Annotated in this window: 14 protein-coding genes; 10 read left to right on the top strand and 4 right to left on the bottom strand. The window is 51.2% G+C overall.

All coding sequences use genetic code 11. From position 1 onward, the window contains the following. Entirely contained in the window at positions 1-393 is a 393-nt protein-coding gene (gene gloA, locus NNL38_RS10945; protein ID WP_255388070.1) for a lactoylglutathione lyase, read from the top strand. 94 nt (positions 394-487) lie between these two features. On the opposite strand, the gene NNL38_RS10950 is transcribed toward gloA, so the two are convergent. After that, entirely contained in the window at positions 488-832 is a 345-nt protein-coding gene (locus tag NNL38_RS10950) for a hypothetical protein (RefSeq protein WP_255388071.1), read from the bottom strand. Between the two features lie 172 nt (positions 833-1,004). On the opposite strand from NNL38_RS10950, the gene NNL38_RS10955 reads away from it, so the two are divergent. Further along, positions 1,005-1,619 carry a superoxide dismutase gene (locus NNL38_RS10955; protein ID WP_255388072.1) on the top strand — a complete coding sequence of 205 codons (615 nt, stop codon included), beginning with the start codon at positions 1,005-1,007 and terminating at the stop codon, positions 1,617-1,619. Positions 1,620-1,636: 17 nt separating this feature from the next. Further along, complete coding sequence (locus NNL38_RS10960; RefSeq protein ID WP_255388073.1) at positions 1,637-2,080, top strand: DUF2753 domain-containing protein; 444 nt, start codon at positions 1,637-1,639, stop codon at positions 2,078-2,080. Positions 2,081-2,140: 60 nt separating this feature from the next. Here NNL38_RS10960 and NNL38_RS10965 read toward each other — a convergent pair whose 3' ends face one another. Together NNL38_RS10965 and motY are read right to left on the bottom strand one after the other, a co-directional pair. After that, the gene (locus NNL38_RS10965; RefSeq protein ID WP_255388074.1) at positions 2,141-2,443 is read right to left on the bottom strand and encodes a hypothetical protein; all 303 of its coding nucleotides are present in this window, start codon (positions 2,441-2,443) and stop codon (positions 2,141-2,143) included. Positions 2,444-2,537: 94 nt separating this feature from the next. Continuing rightward, positions 2,538-3,422 carry a flagellar protein MotY gene (motY, locus tag NNL38_RS10970; protein ID WP_255388075.1) on the bottom strand — a complete coding sequence of 295 codons (885 nt, stop codon included), beginning with the start codon at positions 3,420-3,422 and terminating at the stop codon, positions 2,538-2,540. A gap of 225 nt (positions 3,423-3,647) precedes the next feature. Between motY and rnt the strand changes: the two genes are divergently transcribed. The 4 genes from rnt to NNL38_RS10995 all read left to right on the top strand — a co-directional run bounded on the left by rnt (position 3,648) and on the right by NNL38_RS10995 (position 10,190). Then, the gene (gene rnt, locus NNL38_RS10975; protein ID WP_255388076.1) at positions 3,648-4,313 is read left to right on the top strand and encodes a ribonuclease T; all 666 of its coding nucleotides are present in this window, start codon (positions 3,648-3,650) and stop codon (positions 4,311-4,313) included. A 434-nt stretch (positions 4,314-4,747) separates the two neighbouring features. Further along, positions 4,748-6,004 carry an outer membrane protein transport protein gene (locus tag NNL38_RS10980; RefSeq protein ID WP_255388077.1) on the top strand — a complete coding sequence of 419 codons (1,257 nt, stop codon included), beginning with the start codon at positions 4,748-4,750 and terminating at the stop codon, positions 6,002-6,004. A 45-nt stretch (positions 6,005-6,049) separates the two neighbouring features. Beyond that, entirely contained in the window at positions 6,050-8,515 is a 2,466-nt protein-coding gene (locus NNL38_RS10985; protein ID WP_255388078.1) for a VolA/Pla-1 family phospholipase, read from the top strand. 352 nt (positions 8,516-8,867) lie between these two features. Further along, positions 8,868-10,190 carry a Na+/H+ antiporter family protein gene (locus tag NNL38_RS10995; protein WP_255388079.1) on the top strand — a complete coding sequence of 441 codons (1,323 nt, stop codon included), beginning with the start codon at positions 8,868-8,870 and terminating at the stop codon, positions 10,188-10,190. A 72-nt stretch (positions 10,191-10,262) separates the two neighbouring features. Here NNL38_RS10995 and NNL38_RS11000 read toward each other — a convergent pair whose 3' ends face one another. After that, positions 10,263-10,601 (bottom strand): Grx4 family monothiol glutaredoxin, encoded by a 339-nt coding sequence (locus NNL38_RS11000; protein WP_255388080.1) that lies wholly within the window; start codon positions 10,599-10,601, stop codon positions 10,263-10,265. 390 nt (positions 10,602-10,991) lie between these two features. Here NNL38_RS11000 and sodB point away from each other — a divergent pair, with 390 nt between their 5' ends. The 3 genes from sodB (at position 10,992) to NNL38_RS11015 (ending at position 15,999) form a co-directional block, all read left to right on the top strand. After that, positions 10,992-11,576: a superoxide dismutase [Fe] gene (gene sodB, locus NNL38_RS11005; RefSeq protein WP_255388081.1), complete on the top strand. Its 585-nt coding sequence runs from the start codon at positions 10,992-10,994 to the stop codon at positions 11,574-11,576. Positions 11,577-11,836: 260 nt separating this feature from the next. Further along, a complete protein-coding gene (locus NNL38_RS11010; RefSeq protein ID WP_255388082.1) occupies positions 11,837-12,907 on the top strand; it encodes an efflux RND transporter periplasmic adaptor subunit in 1,071 nt (356 codons plus the stop codon). Then, a complete protein-coding gene (locus NNL38_RS11015) occupies positions 12,907-15,999 on the top strand; it encodes an efflux RND transporter permease subunit (RefSeq protein WP_255388083.1) in 3,093 nt (1,030 codons plus the stop codon). The genes NNL38_RS11010 and NNL38_RS11015 overlap by 1 nt, the downstream gene beginning before the upstream one ends. Positions 16,000-16,133: the final 134 nt, after the last annotated feature.

The following is a 16,133-nucleotide window of genomic DNA, read 5'->3' on the forward strand; positions in this document are numbered from 1 at the left end:
ATGGCAAACGGACGCATTCTTCACACCATGCTACGTGTCGGCGATCTGGACCGCTCAATTGAGTTCTACACCGACATCATGGGCATGAAGCTGCTACGCAAGCACGATAACGAAGCCTACAAATATACCCTGGCCTTTGTCGGATACTGTGAGGAGTCTGAAGGCGCTGTCATCGAGCTGACCTATAACTGGGGCACAACCGAATATGATCTGGGCGATGCCTATGGTCACATCGCCATTGGGGTCGAAGACATTTATGCCACCTGTGATGCCATTCGTGCTGCCGGCGGAAATGTCACCCGTGAGCCTGGCCCGGTGAAAGGCGGCACAACGCATATTGCATTTGTCACCGATCCGGACGGCTACAAGATTGAGCTGATCCAACGCAATTAATCGCGTCACTATGGGAATCAACGCCCTCAGCCGGACTGGTCACCCTGTCCGGCTTTTTATTTTATGGGCAATAGATGACGTGGCCTCCCTCCCCTCATTCATCATCAACCGGACTGAAATATTCCGTCACCGTCGCCCGAAACTCACCACTATCCTGAGTCGGCTCGTTAAACTCTATCGAGTAATACGGCATCTCCCGCTCTTTCAGCTTTTCGGCGATTAACAGCTCCAGATTCTCTACGCTCACAGTACTGGATACTTCATACGTATCGGCACGATTCAGCCCCATTTCTTCCGCCTGCTCTTCCGTGATCAACTGTGATGACACCTCCTCTGACAGTTGCGCTTCGACATGCGCGGCGTCGCTACTGACTACCGTATTTTCATCCGCGACCACAAACCCGGCACCCAGCATACATATCCACAGAAGTTTTTTCATAACCACCGCCTTCATTGTTGTTTGATAACTTTATAAGTCGCTAACTTACTTTAGCCCCTTCCAACGTGAGCTCTGCTCCATAATTAAGAATCAGAATTAGTCGTACAAAAGACAGGGTTGATAATGATATTGATTCTCATTAGTATCAATAAAAAACCAAGAGAGAACGATCATGTCATTTTCATTTCCCGAATTACCATACGCTTACTCAGCGCTGGAACCTTATATCGATGCCAAAACAATGGAGATCCACTACAGCCGCCACCATAAGACCTACTATGATAAGTTCATGACGGCGATTGCTGGAACCGAGCTGGAACAATGCACCCTGCACGATATTTTTGCCCGGATCTCCCATCTGCCACCAGCCGTTCGCAACCATGGCGGTGGCTTTTTCAATCACAACCTCTACTGGCAATGCATGTCACCAAACGGCGGCGGTCAGCCGGGAGGTCTGCTTGCCGAAGCGATCAACTGTCATTTCGGCAGCTTTGAGGATTTCAAAACAGCCTTTTCTGAACTGGCTGCCACTCACTTTGGTTCCGGTTTTATCTGGCTGTCCGTCCATGAAGGCCGACTGGAGGTTTCATCGACCAGCAACCAGGACAACCCGCTGATGGATGTTGTCGAACAACGTGGTGAGCCGATCCTGGCCCTGGATGTATGGGAGCACGCCTATTACATCAGCTATCAGAACAAGCGCCCGGAATACATTGACGCCTGGTGGCATGTGGTCGACTGGCAGCAGGTCGAAATACATTATCTTGAGGCATTACAGCGGCAATAAGGAAAGGAACAAGGCATATGGACGTATCACGCTGGGAGCGACATACCTTACTGGCGACAGAGGCGGAAAAGAATCACCGGCCGATGATGTCAGTGATCCATTATCAGCTGGCATTGGCAGAATCTCAGCAACTGGAGCCTATTCACGGTACCCGTGACGAGCTGGAAGATCTGCTGACGATTAAGGTGATCTCCTGCCACAATCTGGCGGCGTTCTGGCGGCGGAGCGGCGATACTGAGTATGAGCTCAAATATCTCCAACTGGCCTCTGAACAAGTGATGGCACTGATCCCCCAGTGTCCGCGCAAGACATGTGATGCGTTTATCGACAGCCTGGGCTGCTGCCGTTCGGCACTGATTGAATTTCTCAAACGCCACCCGAACCCGGCCGTGGCCAGGCAGGTTGAGCATATCAACCTCAGCAACCAGTGCGAGCTAATTGCGAAGTTTCGTTTGCATTAATACTCAGCTAAAAACCACTCAAACAACAAGAGCGAGGGAATACACCTCGCTCTTGGGTCGCTATCGCACGACATACTCAGTCACCAAAGCCTGATGGATATCTCGGTCGCGCTGGGGCATAAAGTACACCACATGATAGTGCGAACTACTGCCCTGTCCGATCCGCTGGCTGATTTTTTCATCAAGCTGCGCCAGGCCATGCGAATCCTCTACAAAATAATAGCGCTGCTGTTGCAACGACATCGATTCCGCCTGGGCGCGGGTAATTTGCTCAGCGGTGCCCCTTGTCTCCCCGGCTATGACCGTTCCAGCGCAAACCACCAATAACCCGAGCGCACATAACCCTCTATGATAGCTTTTCATCACGCTCCCTTGTCCTGTCGACTTACTTTGAATGTAGCGACATAACAGTCAGGCTGTGCTTCAGCCATGAGACAACGGAGAATTCTTGCTGGTATTAAATAATGGTTCGGCCCAAAGAGATCACCACCCGACGGTTTTTATTCCTTCCAATCGGGGTTTTATTGTCTGCGATTGGACGCCGCTTACCGTATGCCTCAACCTGGATCCGGTCTTTGGGCAGCCCCATTTCCATGAAATAGGCTTCTAGCTTTTTGGCCCGGCGCTCAGAAAGCGCCTGGTTGACATTTTTTCCGCCTTGGGAATCGGTATAGGTCGCCACCAACACCAGATCGACATCATCGCTGTAGCGGACAAAGTCGGCAATCTGTGACAGGCGCTGGCGCGAAGCTTTGTTCAGCTCGTCACTGTCTTTATCGTAATGAAGCACGGTAAAGGCGATATCTTCGAAACTGTACGGCAGCAGGTTATCCAGACACTGACTAAATTGTTGGTAGGTGTCCTGAAAAGACACCGCTGACAACCCCACTTCAATCCGCTGATCCCGGTGCTGCCAGTCAGGATAACTCAAGGTTGGATAACGTCCGACTTCCAGCTCAGCCAACATAGCCCACGCCATTTGGCCACCGATATACCCGTCGAATTGCTTAAAAAAGGTGAGCTGCGTCAGCGGCTCGGCAGCATTGCCCGGCATCCAGCGCGGCGGCATCGACACCAGATTGACGTTTCGGGTGCCCCCCATCGGCCGGCGCATTTTCAATTCGAAATCGAGGTTAATCTTTTTGCTCGCCCGGGAGATAAACAACGCTTCGCCATAATTGGGGATCGGATGCAGCATACGGCATTCCAGTGGCGTATCCACCGCAACCTTCCAACTGGATTGAGCCGGTGTGGCGACATACTGCTTGGCAGCCAGTGCAGGCTCACTGAGCAACGTGCCGATCAAGGCAGCCAGGCATAATGAAGTTTTACTGTTAACCATGTTTCTGTTTCCGCTCAATCACAGTGCTGACTATTGTATCGGATCCTGGCGAAAAATCTTTATTCTGACTTTGAAATTCACAGCGCCGGCTTGCGCGTCGTCTGGGCAGGCAAGTCATTCAATCACCTGCAACAAAGCAACCCGGATTTAGGTTTAGCTCGTGACATGAATCTGACATAATGGCCCCTTTATTTTTCCGAGCTGAATCCAACCAACCGCCCAGTTATGAGCCAAGACAACGAATTAAATACCCTGAAAAGCCGCTTTCGCGGCTACTTCCCTGTCGTCATTGATGTCGAAACCGCAGGTTTCAACGCCCAAACGGACGCACTGCTTGAGATCTGCGCCGTTACCCTGAAAATGGATGAAGAAGGTTGGTTAAAGCCGGCGACAACAATTCATTATCATGTCACTCCCTTTGAAGGCGCGGTGATCCACAAGGAAGCACTGGAATTTAACGGCATTCGCGACCCGTTCAGTCCATTGCGGGGCGCCGTCTCGGAAGCTGAAGCGCTCAAAGAAATCTACAAGCAGATCCGCAAAGAGCAAAAAGCCGCCGGTTGTTCACGAGCCATTATGGTCGCGCACAACGCCAATTTTGATCACAGCTTCGTGATGGCGGCCTCTGACCGGGCAAAACTGAAGCGCAATCCGTTTCACCCATTTGCGACTTTCGACACCGCCGCGCTAAGTGGCGTCGCGCTCGGCCAAACCGTGCTGGCCAAAGCCTGTGCGACCGCCGGCATTCCATTTGATAATAAAGAAGCCCACTCTGCGCTCTACGATACCGAGCGCACCGCTGAGTTATTTTGTGAGATTGTTAACAAATGGAAAAAATTAGGCGGCTGGCCGGTTATGGCCCCTCAAACAGAAGAAAACAGCCAGCTTTAAAAATTAAACACCAACCGACTCATCAGACCTCTTACGAGCCCAGCCGTGCTGGGCTTTTAGAGTTCAGATTTCAAACAACCGATTAATTTAAAACGAACGTTTTAAACACAAATTAATTGGATCGCCTTCAATTAGCCATTTTTAACAAAAACAACGTGTTACAACGGGTTAACATTTCACCGTTTCCTCCTTATACTGCCAAGTACTGTTTCATACTTTGTCAGATTGATTCGGTCAATGGGTGCAGGAAGCAGCATAACAGGCCAATGCGACATGCGTTTGTCTCCTGATTTTCAGGTAAACCGGTCTGAATAGAGCGCCTCTGGCACCCCCGCTGTTTTCACTGATGTTTGGTGAAACCGTCACTCATCAAGTTTTATTTCCTTCAAGGAATGAAGAACAAGAAGCAAAGAATCAGAGAGGCAAAAATTATAATGTCCAAAAAAATCTCATTGACTGCCGTTGCCGTCACCGCTGCACTATTCTCCCTGAATACCCATGCAGCCGGTTTCCAGGTCAACGAACACTCGGCATCTGGCCTCGGAAGAGCCTTTGCCGGTGAAGCTGCGATTGCCGATAATGCGTCTGTGTTGGCCCGCAACCCTGCCGCCATGGCGCGTTTTGAACGTGCCGAAGTCTCCGGCGCTTTATCATTCATTGACCCATCCATCGACATCGCCTCCAAAGGCTCTAACAATGCCCCGGCTCAGACCTACGAGGATGTCGCGCCGTTTGCCGTGGTGCCGGCAGGCTACTTCATTCAGCCATTAAACGACCAGCTGGCCTGGGGTGTCGGCATCTTCGCCAACTATGGCTTCGCCACCGAGTACCCGAAAGACGCCTTCTTCGGCGCACTGGCCGGGACAACCGATCTTATCACCGTCAACTTTAACCCCAATGTCTCCTGGCGCATTAACGATAACTTCAGCATCGGTGCTGGTGTTTCCCTGGTTTATGCCGATGCCGTGCTAACCCGTCATTTCGGCAGCCTGAACCCGGCTGATCCCGGTCAGGATCTCCTGAAGCTTGAAGGTGATACTTGGGAGTGGGGCTGGAATGTCGGCGCCCTGTGGGAACTGAACGACAATCACCGCTTTGGCCTGAGCTACCGCTCTCAGGTTGACCTGGAGTTTGCCGGTGATTTTACCGATTACAGCGGCACTGGCGTCGCTGGTTCCAGTATTGCCAATCCTAAAAAAGTAGGTGGTGACTTAACGGTCGTCATGCCAGCCATTGCTGAGTTCGGCGGTTTCCATCAACTAAACAACCAGTGGGCCGTTCACTACGGCGTACAGTGGACTCAATGGAGCAAATTTGAAGAGCTGAAAGCGACCAGCAGCGAATGTATTAACGGCGTCTGTCTGCTGAAAGAAGAAGAGTTTGACGATAACTTCCGTTACTCTATCGGCGCCACCTATACCCTCAGCAAAGCTTGGATCCTGCGCGCCGGTTTTGCCTTTGATGAGCAAGCTGGCAAATCAACGCTGAGTATTCCGGACACCGACCGTTACTGGTATTCCGCCGGACTGACTTACAACTACAGCGATGACATGACCTTTGATTTCGGCCTGACCTACCTGTACGGCCAGAGCAGCGACTTCAATGAGCATTATGTCGACGGCCGCGAATATGAATTCAGTGGTGATAACGATGCGATTCTGACTGCCGCGCAGATTAACTATCGCTTCTAAGTCGACTCAGGTCAGTAAAAACAAGAATTTTAAAAGGAATACCCAATGAATAAGAAAATGCTGGCGCTGCTGATCGGTGCCAACCTCGCCCTTTACGGCTGTGATGACACCAAGATCAGCGGTGAGCCGACTGTTGATCCTGCGATCGAGCGCAGCCTGCAGGCAGAAACCAAAATTGCGTTTGATTTACTATCGGATGAGCCAACACTCATTCTGCCGACCTTCATCGCCATGGACAGCACCGACGGTACCCTGAGTTCAGATGGCGACAGCAATGATCTGAGCAACCCGAAAGTAGCGATGGGCAAAACCGATGGCTGGAGTACCTCGCAACCGATCTCTATCACCTTTACCGGTGCTAATCTTGATGAAAAAACTGCAAACAATGCCTTTTTCTTAATCAAAACTGACAGCCCGACACTGACCAAGTCAGCCACAAAGCAACGCAAGCTGACAGCAGAAAAAGGGGACTTTGTCATTAAGGTTGATGGCGATACCTTGAAAGTGATCCTCACCAAGCCGCTGGAACCAAGCGCCAACTATATGTTCGCCCTGACCGATGACCTGAAAGATACCAAAGGCAACAGCGTCGGGATGTCACAGTCTTATGCCTATCTGAAGTCTGATACCCCGCCGCCAAGCCCAAAACTGGACAAAGCACAAGCCTATACCCACAAGATTGAAGCGACGTTTGCAGAGCAAGGACTCGATAAAGATAAAATCATCTACTCTAGCTGGTTTACCACAGCTTCTGTGGGGAGTTCGCTCAGCATCACCAAAGCAGTAATTGCAAAAACTATCGAAGCTGTAAAAGCCGGTGGTACACCGGATCTTATCTGGAAAGGTGAGTCAAATCCAAACGATGCTGATTTGAGTGCCTTGTATACGATGGATCTTCAGATAACAGGAGCCGACCTAAAAGGTGTTGGTTTAGATAAGGCGATGGAAAATGACCCTATCTTACCCAACGTCGTAAAGAGTGATGCTGACCCGGATGGCTCAGCGACAATCACCGCGCTCAAGCAGGCTTATGCTACTATCACGACAGACACAGGACTCACCGTCACCGTCTACAAAGGCACGGTCAATCTGCCTTACTTCCTGGATGAAGATACCGCTAACGAAGGATGGAAAAAAACACCTTGGGAGAGCGCCACCCCAAGCATCGCGAAAATAAGCAACGTGATGAGAAACGGCTCTGATGCTGATAAAGCGGCACTGGCCCAGTCCCTGCCGGGCGTTGATATTGCCAAGCTACTAACTGGCGATACCACAGAAATGTTTGACCTAATTGGTCTTGAGGGCAAACTGGCTGACGGTAGCCAACTAGACTCTGAGCGTCTAATCACCAAGTACAGCCCACTTCCGAAAATCAAGGCGGTTAAACCAGTTCCTGTACTGGTATTTATGCCGGATGCAGCATCGGCGCCGGCTCCTGGTGCAGTTATTTATCAGCACGGCATCACCTCGGTAAAAGAAACTTCTTACCTGTTTGCCGCCAACCACATGGCAATGGCTATCGCTGCAGGGAAAACACCGAAAGCGATTATTGCTATCGATCACCCACTGCATGGCGAGCGAGCTCTCGATGACGGTACGGTTACTACCCCAGCCACAGCTGATGTATACATGAATCTAGAATACCTCAATGTTGCCCGTGATAACATTCGCCAGAGTATCATTGATAATCTTGGTTTGCGTACATCACTCACTGTAATGAAATCAACCGCACACCCTGTACTAAACATCATTGATATCAGCAAGATCAGCTTCTTCGGCCACTCCCTTGGAGCAATCACAGGTGTAAGTACTTATGGTTTGGGTAACCAAACTCTAGGCTCACCAACCGCTGATGCTCTGTTTAACTTCAGCTCCGGCGCATTTGCTAATCCAGGCGGTGGTATCCCGTCACTGCTACTTGAGTCAAAAACATTCGGCCCGACGATTAAGCACTCTTTGCTATTGGGCGCTAAAAATGCAGCCTATACTGCAGACTGTGGCTCGGCACTAGATGGCGGAGCCTGCTTCACCGAATTCTTCAATAGCTTAGATTCGGCCACCCAAGCTCAAGTTAACGCAACATTCGCCACATTTGGCTATGCTGCGCAGACCGTGCTGGATACTGTCGACCCGTATAACACAGCTTCTAAAGTGAGTGGTCCGGTGTATGTTATGCAGGCATTAAATGATGCCGTTGTGCCGAATCAGACCACCACGTTCAGTGTTATCGGAGGCACACAGCCTCTCGTTAAGCAGCTAAACAACCAAGAGGGATTAGCCAAAATTACGACGAGTCAGTTGACTGTAGTCGAGGGGATTGCTGAGTTCAATGACATCTCAAAAGCCCAACACAGCTCTGCCATAGCTCCTCAATACAAAGATGCTGCTGGTAATGTGATTGATTCCACTGAGGCTATTAATACAACGAAGGAAATACAGACTGAAATTGCCACATTCAGTGCAATGGACGGTCAAGGTATTATTGTCGGTGATCGAACCTTAATTCAGTAACTAAAATCACTAGCTACGCAAAAGGCTAGCCTCCCGGCTAGCCTTTCTTTTATCTCTTTTTACCATTTGAGCTTCGAAACAGACCCAACTATCGGATCCCGCTCCTTACAGATCGTTGGTGTGCTCAGATAAGTAACGAGCCACAACCAGTGGTGAGGCTTCCATCCCCTGCTTGCCTTTCTCCCGCTGCGCTGAGCAGACATGGCCCGAGAAAATAAAAAACCGATCGCGTTCAAATTTTTCTCGACATACCGGAAAAATTCAGCAAACTGGAACGTTTCGGGCAAAACCGCTAAAAATAACAAAATACAGTTTTCCCCATGACATAAACACAACGATGGATCTCAGTTTTATGAACCCAGTAGTCATCTCCGTGTGCGTCATGCTTGTCCTTGCATTAATGCGGGTCAACGTCGTCGTCGCACTCACCTTCAGCGCCATTTTAGGCGGCCTTTTAGGCGGCCTGTCGCTCGCCGATACCGTGTCTGCTTTTGAAAGCGGTTTGGGCGGTGGCGCCACCACAGCCCTCAGCTATGCCATGCTCGGGACCTTTGCCGTTGCGATTTCCCGCTCCGGGATCACCGATGTCCTGGCCCAGAAAGTGATTAAACGGATCAGCGGCCATGACAATGCTGCCGCAGCCACCGGCGTCAAGTATTCTGTTCTGACCATTTTAGTGCTGCTAGCCATCTCTTCTCAGAATGCCATCCCGGTCCATATTGCTTTTATTCCAATCGTGATCCCGCCGCTGCTCCATGTGTTCGCCAAGCTGAAGCTGGACCGACGCCTGATTGCCTGTGTGCTGACCTTTGGCCTGGTCACACCATATATGGTATTACCAGTTGGCTTTGGCGGCATTTTCCTCAACAATATTCTGCTGAAGAACCTGCATGACAACGGATTGGATGTCAGTGCCGGCCAAGTGCCTTATGCCATGATCTTGCCGGCACTCGGCATGGTCTTCGGTCTGTTGCTGGCGGTGTTCTTCAGCTACCGCAAGCCGCGCGAATATTCAGAAGAGAAAATTCTGGCCACGGAGCCGGAGCATACTCAGATCAATATGCAGCATGTTTATATCGCTGTTGCCGCAATTATCGCCGCCCTGGGTGCGCAGCTTTACAGCGGCTCGATGATCATCGGTGGCCTGATTGGTTTTATGGTGTTTACCTTTGGTGGCGTGATCAAGTGGAAAGAAACCCACGATGTCTTTACCAAAGGGGTACACATGATGGCAATGATCGGCTTTATCATGATTGCTGCCGCCGGTTTTGCCACGGTGATGAAATCGACCGGCGGTGTGGAAACGCTGGTGAGTTCGCTGGCCGATACCATTGGCGATAACAAACCGCTTGCCGCCCTGTTGATGCTGGTCGTCGGCCTGCTGGTGACCATGGGGATCGGTTCGTCCTTCTCAACCATTCCAATCCTCGCGACGATTTATGTCCCGCTCTGCCTGGCCTTTGGTTTCTCACCGCTGGCGACAGTCGCTTTGGTCGGCACCGCCGCCGCGCTGGGCGATGCCGGCTCACCGGCTTCTGACTCGACCCTGGGCCCAACCGCCGGCCTGAACGCTGACGGTCAGCACGAACACGTGTGGGAAACGGTTGTCCCGACCTTCCTCCACTATAACTTGCCCCTGATCGGTTTCGGCTGGCTGGCTGCGATGGTTCTGTAACCCGGCACTGTGCACAAATCTAAAAAAGACCGCAACTGCGGTCTTTTTTAGATTCAAACTGGCACAACCTGCTTATTCAGCAGCGGCACCGTCGCGACGCTCTGCCGCTTCTTTGATCAACGGTTGCAGTTCACCTTTCTGGAACATTTCCAGAATAATGTCACAGCCACCAATCAGCTCACCTTCCACCCACAGCTGAGGGAACGTCGGCCATTGTGCGTAGGCAGGAAGTTCTGCGCGGATATCCGGGTTTTGCAGAATGTCGACATACGCGAACTTCTCACCGCATGCCATCAGCGCCTGAGATGCCTGAGATGAAAAACCACAGCTTGGCAGTTTTGGTGAACCTTTCATGTACAACAGAATTGGATTTTCAGAGATCTGTTGTTTAATTTTGTCGATGGTTTCCATAGCTTCCTCTTACGACACTTCATTTAGTTTCAGACCCTACATTCTACTTGGTCATGCTCAGGAAAAAAACGCCTAATATCTATATGGATATTATAAATACATCTTTGCGCCGGGTCGAGAATCCTCCCGACCGACTCACTTTCGCAGAATAATTCCCTGACACGGGCAGCAGAACCTGGGCAGAGCTGCTATTTTTAGAGATAGGGCTTTTAATAAAGTAAAAACTTGCTAAAATACTTTTTACCATCACATGAGGCTATGTCTTTGAACAAACAGCCTCATGTGGCTGAGAAGAAAGTCAGTTTCAAACAATAAAGGTAGGCACGAAGTCTACTGGAAGCAATGTCGGCGGGGTCTTTGGCCCCACAACCTAAAATGGAGAACCGAGCAATGGCATTTGAACTACCAGCGCTACCCTACGCAATCAACGCTCTTGAGCCACACATCTCTCAGGAAACTCTGGAATACCACCACGGTAAACACCACAACACTTATGTTGTGAAACTGAACGGCCTGATTGAAGGGACTGAACTAGAAAGCAAGTCTCTGGAAGAAATCATCAAGACTTCGACTGGCGGCGTATTCAACAATGCTGCTCAAATCTGGAACCACACGTTCTACTGGCACTGCCTGAGCCCGAACGCTGGCGGTGAGCCAACTGGTGAAGTTGCTGACGCAATTGTCAAAGCCTTCGGTTCTTTCGAAGATTTCAAAGCGAAGTTCACTGATGCTGCAATCAACAACTTCGGCTCTTCTTGGACTTGGCTGGTGAAAAAAGCTGACGGCACTCTGGACATTGTGAACACGTCTAACGCCGGGACGCCACTGACAGAAGAAGGTGTAACGCCACTGCTGACCGTTGATCTGTGGGAGCACGCTTACTACATCGATTACCGCAACCTGCGCCCAAGCTACATGGATGCCTTCTGGGCACTGGTTAACTGGGAATTCGTCGCGAAGAACCTGGCGGCTTAATTTTCCCTGGTTTTTATCCAGATCATCCAAACGCCTGCCTCGTTGCAGGCGTTTTTATTTTACCCGCCTTTTAATCCACCAACACAACCAACCGGTACCAACAGCCGCCTGCCATATAAAATAGTTTTCATTCTTTATGGAATGATATTCCATATCTATGTATTTGTAATAAAAGTGAATATCTGACGAAACGCTGACATTTTGCACAAAATTTAAGCGTAAAAATGCCGGAGAACCGTTGAATGTAGAAAAGTGCGCCTATGAACAATAAACAGCCAAAAACGAAATTATTAGCCGCTTCACTGCTGCTATTCACCTCTGCCTTTTCATATGCCGATACCACGGCAGTCCCGGTGACAGTCGAAACCGTTCAGTCACGAACACTGGATACCCTGGTCGAAGAAGCCGGCAAAATCACCGCAACCGACTCCGCCAACCTGAGCTTCAGCATAGGCGAAAAAATTAAGGCGATTTACTTCAATGACGGAGATACGGTGAAAAAAGGCAGCCTGATCGCCGAACTTGACAGCACCAAAGCCAAAGCAGACTTCGACAAAGCCAAAAGCTCATTAAACCTCGCCAAAACCAAGCTTGCACGGACCCAAAATCTATTAAAAAAACAGCCAGATGCCCTCTCTCCACAGGATCTGGACGAATTAAAAGAGCAGGTGAACCTGGCTGCTGCCGATTTTCGCCAAAAGCAGGCCGTGTTGCTTGATTATCAAATCATCGCCCCTTTTGATGGTCGCCTGACAACATTTCAGCGCTCGCTAGGCAGCCACATCGACGCTTCCAGCCCACTGGTGAGCCTTTACAGCCTTGATCCGGTCAAGATCAGCTATACCATCAGCCAGGACGATCTCAGCAAGGCAGCCAAAGGCCAGCCGGTGAAAATGACGGTGGATGCCGACGACAATCAAACCTTCCACGGGAAAGTCAGCTATGTTGCGCCGGCCGTTGATGAAAACTCCGGGCGTGTAGAAGTTCATGCTCACTTTGCCAACCCGGATCATACGCTGGTTCCCGGCATGTTTGCGCACGTCACACACCGTCTGGCCCGAGGAAAAAAGCAGCGCTTGATCCCGCAAAATGCCGTAATGGCCAACCATGAGGAGCGGTTTGTCTGGGTGATAGAAAACGGCCACCCTGTCAAACAAAAGGTTCAGTTAGGCCCAAACACCAACGACGGCTATGTCGTCGTCCGGCGGGGCGTGAAGAAAGGACAGCAAGTGGTCACCACAGGCCAGCAGAAGCTTACCGCCGACAGTACGGTCAAGGTGCTGCATCGCCCGGCAACTGAAACGCCCTCACCGGCACCGGAGGATAGCTAATGCGTCTGCCTGAAATCTGTATTCGCCACCCGGTTTTTGCCTCAGTCCTGAGTATTGCCATCGTGTTACTTGGAGTATTCTCGTTTCAAAAACTGTCAATCCAGTATTTTCCCGAGCACAACACGCCCACAGCGACCGTCAGCGCCCAGATCACCGGTGCGAGCGCCGAGTTTATGTCGAACAATATTGCCGACAAACTGATCGATGCTGCCACAGGCATCGACAAAGTCGACACAATGACGACAGACTGCCAGGAAGGCAGCTGTACCCTCAGCATTGACTTTACCGACGATGTTGATGACGTCGAATATACCAACCTGATGAACAAGCTGCGCAGCAGCATTGAAGCCATCAGCGACTTTCCGCCAAGTCTCACGGAGAAGCCTACCGTCACCGACAACACTTCAGATACCAGCTCGGCCAGCAACATCATCACCTTCGTCAATACCGGCGGGTTAAGCCAACAGGAGATGTATGACTATATCAGCCAGCAGTTGGTGCCGCAGTTTCGCCATATCCAAGGCGTCGGAAGTGTCTGGGGGCCATACGGCGGATCCGCCAAGGCCGTCCGGGTCTGGCTAAAGCCCGAACGTATGATGGCCCTGAATATCAAAACGGCCGATGTCGTCGGCACCCTCAGCGCATACAACGCCACATTTACTACCGGAACAATCATGGGGGAAGCCCGCGATTTCTCGATTAATCCGGTCAACCCGGTCCAGAACATTGACGACGTTCGTGACCTGGTAGTTCGTGTCGACAGCGGCACAGCCGTTCGGCTCAGAGATATTGCCGAAGTCGTAATGGGTGAGGAAAGCCTGACGCCCAGCCGCCTGAGCGTTCACGGTAACCCGGCCATGTCACTTCAGATTTTGCCGCTGCGAAGCGAAAATCCGGTAAACGTGGCTGAGCGCGTGAAAACAGCCATTGTTCAGATGCAGGCGCAGTTACCCGACGGTATTGAAATGAAAATGGTCTACAACCAGGCTGACTTCATCCAGGCCGCGATTGACCAGGGGTTCTCAACCCTGCTCGAAGCTGTCGTACTCGTCTCACTGGTCGTCGTGATCTTCCTGGGCTCAATTCGGGTTGCCTCGGTGCCTATCATAACCATCCCGGTCTGTGTTATCGGCGTATTTGTGATCATGGCCTGGCTTGGCTTTAGTATCAACGTTCTGACAATTCTGGCGATTATCCTGGCAATCGGTCTGGTCGTTGATGATGCCATTGTGGTTGTCGAAAACTGCTACCGCCATATTGAACAGGGTGAAACGCCACTGAACGCAGCGATAAAAGGCAGCAGAGAGATCATCTTTCCGGTCATTGCGATGACACTGACGCTGGCCGTCGTCTACTTACCGCTCGGGTTAATGTCGGGGATGACTGCCGATCTGTTCCGTCAGTTTGCATTTACCCTGGCTGCGGCCGTGATCATCTCTGGCATGGTCGCATTGACTCTGTCACCGATGATGAGCGCCTATCTGATCAAACCCCTCGGCAAGCAACCGAAATGGTTTAGCAAGGTCGACCGGTTGCTCAACAAACTGGCCGACAGCTATACCCGTGAGCTGAGCAAATGGTTCAGCCGCAAACGCCTGATGGCTGTCATCGCAACGGTATTGATCGGTACTTCCGTCACTGCATTCCTGACAATACCGCAAGTGCTGCTGCCAACTGAAGACTCCGGTTTTATTGATGTCGCGTCGACAGCGCCCACAGGGGTCGGACGGCAGTATCACCTGCAGCACAACGCCGAGCTCAACAGCGTGATGGCTGATCACCCGGACATCGAAGCAAACCTGTCCTACATTGAAGCCACGCCAACCAACCACGTTCTGCTCAAGCCTTGGGGAGAAAGAGCTCAGACTGCAGACGAGGTTATCGCCGAGCTGTTCGACAAGGCCAGCAGCACGGTTTCAGCCTACAGTATGTCTTTCTCGGTACGTGCCGCCGATAATCTGAATGTTGCCAATAACCTGATCCTTGAACTGACAACCGTTGACCGCGATACCGAAAACTTAAGCGATACCGCAGATCAAGTCACTCGCCTGCTGGAGCAATATCCGGGAGTCACCAATGTCAAAAACTCAGCCCTCCGGGATCAGCTGACCTACGACTTATCAATCGACCGGAATGCCATCACCCTCTCAGGGGTCAAGTACGGCGATGTGACCGACGCCTTGTCAACTTTTCTCGGCTCGGTCAAGGCAGCAGATATGCAGTCCGAAGATGGCTACACCTATCCGATTCAGGTGCAGGTAAACCGCGAGGCACTCGGCAACTTTGATATTCTGGACAAACTCTATGTCGGCTCAGCGTCCGGTCAGACACTACCGCTCTCGCAATTTGTCACCATCACGCAGACAACGGCGGAGTCCAGCTTCAAGACTTACATGGGCAAAGACAGCGCCGAGATTACAGCCGACCTGATGCCGGGGTATGCCGCCAGCGACATCAAGGCTTATATTGACCAGGAAGTGCCGAAACGACTTAAAGATGCCCAGAGCTACGCATATCATGGCGTAGTGAAGGCACTAACAGACTCCCAGGCAGGAACGCAGGTGCTGTTTCTATTGTCCCTGATCTTTATTTATCTGATCCTGGCCGCTCAGTTTGAGAGTTTTGTGGATCCGCTGGTGATCCTGCTGACCGTCCCCCTGTGTATTGTCGGGGCTATTCTGACCTTAACCGCCTTCGGCCAGAGCCTGAATATCTACTCAACAATCGGCCTGCTGACCCTGGTCGGGCTGATCACCAAACACGGGATACTGCTGGTAGAATTTGCGAATGAGAAGCGCCGCCAAGGCATACCGGCCGACACTGCCGCATTAGAGAGTGCCCGTTCCCGACTGCGTCCGATCCTGATGACCTCACTCACCATGATCCTGGGCGCTATCCCGTTGGCACTCGCCTCCGGGCCGGGTTCGCTGGGACGTATCAATATCGGCCTGGTCCTGGTCGGCGGTTTAGTGGCCGGAACGTTTTTCTCCTTGTTCGTGGTGCCCGTAGCGTATACGGCAATGGCCAGGCTCAAAGCGCATGACATTTTAGCCCGTCTCCGGCAACCCGCCTCTGCGCAATCAGAACCATAAGACGTTCATGACGCTCATAAAAAACGCCTGTCCCTTCAAAAGAACAGGCGTTTTTTGATCTCTATTCCCGTATGCCGGATAACCGGCCACACAGATAGCAACAAGTGACTTATACCAATCAAAGTAAATCAGTG

This window comes from Photobacterium atrarenae (assembly GCF_024380015.1).
In the GTDB taxonomy this organism is placed as follows: domain Bacteria; phylum Pseudomonadota; class Gammaproteobacteria; order Enterobacterales; family Vibrionaceae; genus Photobacterium; species Photobacterium atrarenae.

What these genes read in the sequence shown, in the direction of transcription:
- gloA (WP_255388070.1), top strand. Translation starts at nt 1, where the DNA reads ATGGCAAACGGACGCATTCTTCACACCATGCTACGTGTCGGCGATCTG.
- NNL38_RS10950 (WP_255388071.1), bottom strand. Translation starts at nt 832, where the DNA reads ATGAAAAAACTTCTGTGGATATGTATGCTGGGTGCCGGGTTTGTGGTC.
- NNL38_RS10955 (WP_255388072.1), top strand. Translation starts at nt 1,005, where the DNA reads ATGTCATTTTCATTTCCCGAATTACCATACGCTTACTCAGCGCTGGAA.
- NNL38_RS10960 (WP_255388073.1), top strand. Translation starts at nt 1,637, where the DNA reads ATGGACGTATCACGCTGGGAGCGACATACCTTACTGGCGACAGAGGCG.
- NNL38_RS10965 (WP_255388074.1), bottom strand. Translation starts at nt 2,443, where the DNA reads ATGAAAAGCTATCATAGAGGGTTATGTGCGCTCGGGTTATTGGTGGTT.
- motY (WP_255388075.1), bottom strand. Translation starts at nt 3,422, where the DNA reads ATGGTTAACAGTAAAACTTCATTATGCCTGGCTGCCTTGATCGGCACG.
- rnt (WP_255388076.1), top strand. Translation starts at nt 3,648, where the DNA reads ATGAGCCAAGACAACGAATTAAATACCCTGAAAAGCCGCTTTCGCGGC.
- NNL38_RS10980 (WP_255388077.1), top strand. Translation starts at nt 4,748, where the DNA reads ATGTCCAAAAAAATCTCATTGACTGCCGTTGCCGTCACCGCTGCACTA.
- NNL38_RS10985 (WP_255388078.1), top strand. Translation starts at nt 6,050, where the DNA reads ATGAATAAGAAAATGCTGGCGCTGCTGATCGGTGCCAACCTCGCCCTT.
- NNL38_RS10995 (WP_255388079.1), top strand. Translation starts at nt 8,868, where the DNA reads ATGAACCCAGTAGTCATCTCCGTGTGCGTCATGCTTGTCCTTGCATTA.
- NNL38_RS11000 (WP_255388080.1), bottom strand. Translation starts at nt 10,601, where the DNA reads ATGGAAACCATCGACAAAATTAAACAACAGATCTCTGAAAATCCAATT.
- sodB (WP_255388081.1), top strand. Translation starts at nt 10,992, where the DNA reads ATGGCATTTGAACTACCAGCGCTACCCTACGCAATCAACGCTCTTGAG.
- NNL38_RS11010 (WP_255388082.1), top strand. Translation starts at nt 11,837, where the DNA reads ATGAACAATAAACAGCCAAAAACGAAATTATTAGCCGCTTCACTGCTG.
- NNL38_RS11015 (WP_255388083.1), top strand. Translation starts at nt 12,907, where the DNA reads ATGCGTCTGCCTGAAATCTGTATTCGCCACCCGGTTTTTGCCTCAGTC.